Source organism: Caldimonas sp. (assembly GCF_046291045.1).
GTDB lineage: Bacteria > Pseudomonadota > Gammaproteobacteria > Burkholderiales > Burkholderiaceae_C > Caldimonas.
Genome location: NZ_JBKBSL010000079.1, coordinates 1 through 3,290, shown reverse-complemented (window position 1 = coordinate 3,290; position 3,290 = coordinate 1). Strand labels below are relative to the sequence as shown.

Annotated in this window: 5 protein-coding genes; 4 read left to right on the top strand and 1 reads right to left on the bottom strand. The window is 70.0% G+C overall.

What is annotated here, in order from left to right; all coding sequences use genetic code 11:
- The 4 genes from ACK4ZD_RS15410 to ACK4ZD_RS15395 form a co-directional block, all read left to right on the top strand.
- Positions 1-617, top strand: a 617-nt coding sequence (locus tag ACK4ZD_RS15410; RefSeq protein ID WP_409664069.1) for an NnrU family protein, incomplete at its 5' end; no start/stop codon positions are given.
- A gap of 137 nt (positions 618-754) precedes the next feature.
- Complete coding sequence (locus ACK4ZD_RS15405) at positions 755-1,156, top strand: helix-turn-helix domain-containing protein (protein ID WP_409664067.1); 402 nt, start codon at positions 755-757, stop codon at positions 1,154-1,156.
- Positions 1,128-1,379, top strand: coding sequence for a hypothetical protein (locus tag ACK4ZD_RS15400; RefSeq protein ID WP_409664064.1), 252 nt, complete (start codon positions 1,128-1,130; stop codon positions 1,377-1,379). Before ACK4ZD_RS15405 ends, ACK4ZD_RS15400 begins: the two co-directional genes overlap by 29 nt.
- 94 nt (positions 1,380-1,473) lie before the next feature.
- On the top strand, positions 1,474-2,520 hold the full coding sequence (locus ACK4ZD_RS15395) for a histone deacetylase family protein (RefSeq protein WP_409664061.1): 1,047 nt from the start codon (positions 1,474-1,476) through the stop codon (positions 2,518-2,520).
- Positions 2,521-2,526: 6 nt separating this feature from the next.
- Here ACK4ZD_RS15395 and ACK4ZD_RS15390 read toward each other — a convergent pair whose 3' ends face one another.
- Entirely contained in the window at positions 2,527-3,171 is a 645-nt protein-coding gene (locus tag ACK4ZD_RS15390) for an NAD(P)-dependent oxidoreductase (RefSeq protein ID WP_409664058.1), read from the bottom strand.
- Positions 3,172-3,290 lie beyond the last annotated feature (119 nt).

Here is a 3,290-nt window from a genome sequence, read left to right as displayed (position 1 = left end):
GCGCCGTTGCGGCTGCGGTGGCCGCGATCACCTCGACGGGAGTCCCGATGAGCCTGCTGATCTTGGGTCTGGTCCTTTTCCTGGGCGTTCATTCGGTGTCCATCGTGGCGCGCCCCTGGCGGGATGGCATGGTGGCGCGTCTGGGCGAGGGCCCGTGGAAGGGCCTGTATTCGCTGGTCTCACTGGCAGGCTTCGTGCTCATCGTCTATGGCTATGGCCTGGCCCGGCAGTCGCCGATGGTGCTCTATACCCCGCCGTTGGCTTTGCGCCATGGGGCGATGCTGTTGATGCTGCCCGTCTTCGTGCTGCTGCTGGCGGCCTACCTGCCCGGGCGTCTCCAGCGTGCGGCCAAGCATCCGATGCTCGCTGCCACCAAGTTCTGGGCCCTGGCCCACCTGCTGGCCAACGGCACTTTGGCCGACGTGCTGCTCTTCGGCGGCTTCCTGGCCTGGGCCGTGGCCGACCGCATCGCGGTCCAGCGCCGCCCGGCCAAGGCTTACGCGCAAGGCGCCACGGTGAACGACGTGCTGGCCGTGCTGGGTGGCCTCGTCGTCTACGGGGTGTTCGTGCTCTGGGCCCACGCCTGGTTGTTCGGCGTGAACCCGATGGGGCGCTGAGCGGCCGCTGCCTCGATGCGACAGCTGGCGACGGTGGGGCGGTCGCGCGAGGGCGTTGGCCGTGCGTCATCCGGCCGTGAAGCCCTGGTCCGGGCCAGGGGATCGACAAGGCTCCAGCCTCGCGCTACCGTGGTCGCATGGACGACCCGCTGCAGCCCGATGCTGAGCAGATCCTCGATGCGGCCCTGGTCTTGGGCGAGCGACTGGGCTGGGAGGCTTTGCACCTGCACGACCTGGCCCAGGCCCTGGGCGTGGGCCTGCCGGCGATCTACCGCCACTATGACGACAAGGATGCGCTGGCCGAGGCCTGGTTCGACCGCGCCGACTGCGCCCTGCTGGCGGCCGGCGAGGCCCCGGGATGGGGGGGCGCTGCCGGTGCGCGACCGCCTGGAGCGTGCCCTGTGGGCCTGGCTGCAGGCCCAGGCCCCGCACCGCCGGCTCAGCGCTGCGATGCTGCGCTACAAGCTGCAGATCGATCACCTGCACCTGCAGGTCCAGGGCGTGCTGCGCGTGAGCCGCACCGTGCAGTGGTGGCGTGAGGTGGCGCGCCTGCCGTCCGTGGGGCTGCGGCGCGAAGCCGAAGAAGTGGCGCTCACTGGGCTCTTCCTGGCCACCTATGCCCGCTGGCTGCGCGACGACACGCCGCAGGCGGCCCTCACCCGCGATTGGCTGGTGCGGCAACTGGCCCGGGCGGAGGCCCTGGCGCTGCGCTGGCCCAGGTGGTCGATGGCTGGCAGGCACACTTCGCGGCCTGCCGCGTGAGCGCGGGCGGCCGGGCGCACCTGGCCGAACAGATCGACCGGCCCCACTGGGGGCCGAGTGGTGAGCGGACGCCATCCCATGTAATGTCCACCCCATGCTCATTTTCCACAACCCTGACCACGCCCTGCACTGCCCGCGCCAGGAGATGTACCGCGGCCGCCTGGTGCCCTGCCATGAAACCCCGGCCCGTCTGGAGCATGTGCTGACCGAACTGCGGCGCCGTCCGGTGGGCGAGTTGCGGGAGCCCGGGGCGCCGGACGAGGCCCTGCTGCGTCGCGTGCATGCCCCGCGCTACCTCGACTTCCTGGCCGGCGCCTGGAGCGAATGGGTCGCGCTGGACGCGGCCAACGCCGAACTCGACGTGCTGCCCTCGGTGTGGCCGGTGCGGGGCTTTCGGCACGATGTGGAGCCGACCAACTTTGCGGCGCGGTTGGGGCTGTACTCCTTCGATGCCGGCACCCCGCTGGTGGGTGGGAGCTGGGCGGCCGCGCTTCGTGGTGCGGCCTGCGCGATCGACGCGGCACGCGCAGTGCTGGCGAGCGATGGCCCCCGGGTGGCCTTTGCCCTCACACGCCCGCCAGGCCATCACGCGGGCCCCGACTTCTTTGGCGGCTACTGCTTCCTCAACAATGCTGCGCTGGCCGCCCAGGCGCTGCGCGAGGGCGGCTGCGAGCGTGTGGCCGTGCTCGACGTCGACTACCACCACGGCAACGGCACGCAGACGATCTTCTACGGTCGCGGCGACGTGCTCACCGTATCCCTCCATGGCGACCCGCGCACTGAGTACCCCTTCTTCCTGGGCCATGCCGACGAACGCGGCGAGGGTGAGGGAGAGGGCGCCAACCTCAACCTGCCGCTGCCTGCCGGCACGTCGGCCCACGAGTGGCGGCGTGCGCTCGACCAGGCGCTGGAGGCGCTCAGCCGTTTTGCCCCTCAGGCACTGGTGGTGGCCCTGGGCGTGGACACCTTCGAGGGCGATCCGATCTCGAAGTTCGCGCTGCGCAGCGCCGACTACCTCGATGTCGGCCGCACGCTCGCCGGCCTGAGCCTGCCCACCGTCTTCACGATGGAAGGTGGCTATGCGGTGGCCGACGTCGGTGTGAACGTGGTCAATGTGCTCGAGGGCTTCGTCGCGGCGTGAACCGGCTCAGGCGGCGGCCACCGTGAAGCGGCGTTGCAGGTGCTTCGGATGTTCGATCTCGTCGAGGAGAGCCACTGCGAGGTCGGCCACCGAGATGCCGGCCGGCTGGTCGCCCGCCATCAGCACCTCGTCGCTGCCCACGCGATAGGCGCCGGTGCGCTCGCCCGGCTTCAGGAACACGGGCGGCGACAGGAAGGTCCAGTCCAGCGCCGTTTCTTGGCGGATCAGGTTGAGTGCTTCCCGGGCGGCGAGCGCGCCTTGCTTCCACTCGGCGGGGAAGGTGGGCGTGTCCACCAACTGCACGCCCGGCGCCACGTAGAGGCTGCCCGCGCCGCCCACCACCAGCAAGCGCTTGACGCCGCTGCGTTTCACGCCCTCGACGATGGCGCGCGTGCCGCGCAGGAATTCATCGTGGATGGCCGGGTGCGTCCACCCCGGGTTGTAGGCGCTCACCACCGCATCGGTGCCGGCCACGGCGGCGGCCACCTGGGCAGGGTCGGTGGCGTCGGCCTGCACCACCGTCAGGCCGGTCTGCGGTGCCAGCTTGGCGGGGGTGCGCGACAGGGCGGTCACGGCATGGCCGCGGGACAGGGCTTCGGTGAGCACGGCCGAGCCGACAAAGCCGGTGGGGCCGATCAGGGCGATCTTCATGGGGGTCTCCACAAGAGATGGGTTGCGATGGCTGAACGATAAAGAAGCAAACCCACCTAAACTAGATGGCCAATAGAGCCTTATTTTTTTAGAAAAACTTCATGATTGAGCAGCTCAAG

What these genes read in the sequence shown, in the direction of transcription:
- ACK4ZD_RS15390 (WP_409664058.1), bottom strand. Translation starts at nt 3,171, where the DNA reads ATGAAGATCGCCCTGATCGGCCCCACCGGCTTTGTCGGCTCGGCCGTG.
- ACK4ZD_RS15395 (WP_409664061.1), top strand. Translation starts at nt 1,474, where the DNA reads ATGCTCATTTTCCACAACCCTGACCACGCCCTGCACTGCCCGCGCCAG.
- ACK4ZD_RS15405 (WP_409664067.1), top strand. Translation starts at nt 755, where the DNA reads ATGGACGACCCGCTGCAGCCCGATGCTGAGCAGATCCTCGATGCGGCC.